Here is a 2,209-nt window from a genome sequence, read left to right on the forward strand (position 1 = left end):
TAGATGGTTAATGTCACATAACTTGAGCTTGGAATATAGTACGATATTCTCGTTGTGGAATTGAACGGATTGGGGTTATTTGAATATAGCCTGAATATCGATTGTATTCCACCGGATCGTTCATCAACACCAGTTAATAAATATTCATAAGCGCCAATATCCGGGGCAGAGCCCTGTGGAACATAGTTACCGTCAAAATCCTGGTTAAGGCCTACATCCATTCCCGAATCAATTGCAGGGGAAGTTGATTGGAGAGTGAAGTTATTATTAAATGGGTCAGTGAATATTGGATCCAACTGGATGTTATCCTCTATTACATCATCATTATTTCCATTCTCTCCATTGAATGTACTAACACTCATTGCCGAACCCCTGTAATAGATAACATCACTTACCCCAGATATGTAAATTAAATTATTCTGATAAGTATTTCCTTTTACTGTTCCATAACCCCAGTCAGTTATACTGATTCCGTAATTTCCACCGAAATTGTAGATAATATTATTTCTAATCAAATTATTTTCTTTAACACCCCATCCCTCATCATCGATTATAGTCAGCCCAGTATCATCTGTATTAAATATGACGTTATTATATATTGTATTATCATGACAAACTTGCCCTTCAGCTGAAAACATAGATATTCCCTGAGCAAAATAGGGTTGTCCATAGTTAGGATTATCAATCACATTAATAATTATGTTATAATAAACTTCATTATTATTGCCGTGTATTTGATTCTTAACTGTAGTATTCTGTATTAAGTTCCTGTAGATTTTGTTATAAGCACACATACCAGTAGTACTACCTGCATCTGTGAAGAATCCTCTGTTGTAATTGGTGTTAGGAGAAGTCAAAATATTTTCAAATATTTCATTATAATTGCTTGTTTCAGCAGGATGGTCAAGATTTTCTACTCCAACACAAGCATGGCCCCAGTTGGATATTGTATTCCCGTACACCTTATTGTAGTTTGCACCATGCCCTATATAAATCCCATCCTGTAAATGATATCCATCAGGTCTCAAATATGAATAATCCCAATTATTGTAACCGGATTCTATCATGCAGTTTTTGATCTCACAATAATCCACGGTACCACTGCAGCCTACTAATCGAACACCTTGATATCCAGAATACAACCCAACTGTACAGTTATCAATAATAACATGATCTAAATCCTCAAGTTCTATCGCTGCTGCTCCTCCTCTTACATCCAAATCATGTAAGACAATAAAGCTTTTTGTGATAAAAACGGTGGAAAAAGCAACCACTCTTGCTCCTTCGACATTTAAGTATGCTGTTGAAGGATTCATAGTCGCATAAATTTTTAGGTTATTATTATCACGATCATACCACCATCGTTCACTGGAATTAACACTTCCTTCTGTTTCTGCTTCAATATATTCGGTTCCGGATAAAAACATTCGATAAGGGTCGCTAGATAAGTTGATTGACCAAACATTTCCGTCTTGAATCCAATTATCGGCAACGCTCCAACCAGGTATTGAATCTCTACAGCTTATTATTGGCTTATCTCCACTCCCGTAAGTACCAAATGTTATCGGATTGCCATAGGAGCCGGATGCCGGCACAACAAGCGCCTCCCGCCAGATTTCCTCTCTTTTGAATAAAATATTGTCTCCCGGGTTGAAGCTGGAGGAATTAACCTTGCTGATCGTCTTCCATGCAGTATCTTGTGATGTACCATTGTTGAAATCGTTTCCATTTGAAGCATCGACGTAATAAGTAGCTCCATATACTGGAATTGAAACATAGATAACCAACAGTAAGTATCTGAAGAATGGAATCCCTAACCTCATTAAGTAATTACTCATCATTGAATTACGAACTCGTATATTTTCCATAAAACCTGCACGTTCCAATTGAATCCAGCACCGGATAACGTGATAAATAACCTTCAGCGAAAAGTATGATTACTGAACATGAAGTTAGTACACGGCCTACTGTGAAAATGAAATAGTTCAAAAAGTCCAATTCTTCGCTTTCAGTCTGATTTGAACTGTTATGTGGAGCCAATTTTTTATCGCATCAATATCATTGTCCTTGTCTCAACGAATTCATTGCCTGCTTTCAACTGGTAAAAGTAAACGCCGCTGGAAAGATTGCTGCCATCAAAATTGACCGAACGAATGCCGGTTGTTTGACTTTCATTCACTGAAGTTTGAACCGTTCTGCCTGAAAGATC

General features: G+C 37.2%; 2 protein-coding genes. Both read right to left on the bottom strand.

All coding sequences use genetic code 11. The annotated features are described in order from the left end of the window. On the bottom strand, positions 1-1,868 hold a 1,868-nt coding region (locus K8R76_08830; protein MCD4848281.1), incomplete at its 3' end, for a hypothetical protein. 176 nt (positions 1,869-2,044) lie between these two features. Beyond that, on the bottom strand, positions 2,045-2,209 hold a 165-nt coding region (locus K8R76_08835; protein ID MCD4848282.1), incomplete at its 5' end, for a T9SS type A sorting domain-containing protein.

Origin of the sequence: Candidatus Aegiribacteria sp., from assembly GCA_021108435.1 — a bacterium.
In the GTDB taxonomy this organism is placed as follows: domain Bacteria; phylum Fermentibacterota; class Fermentibacteria; order Fermentibacterales; family JCC-6; genus Aegiribacteria.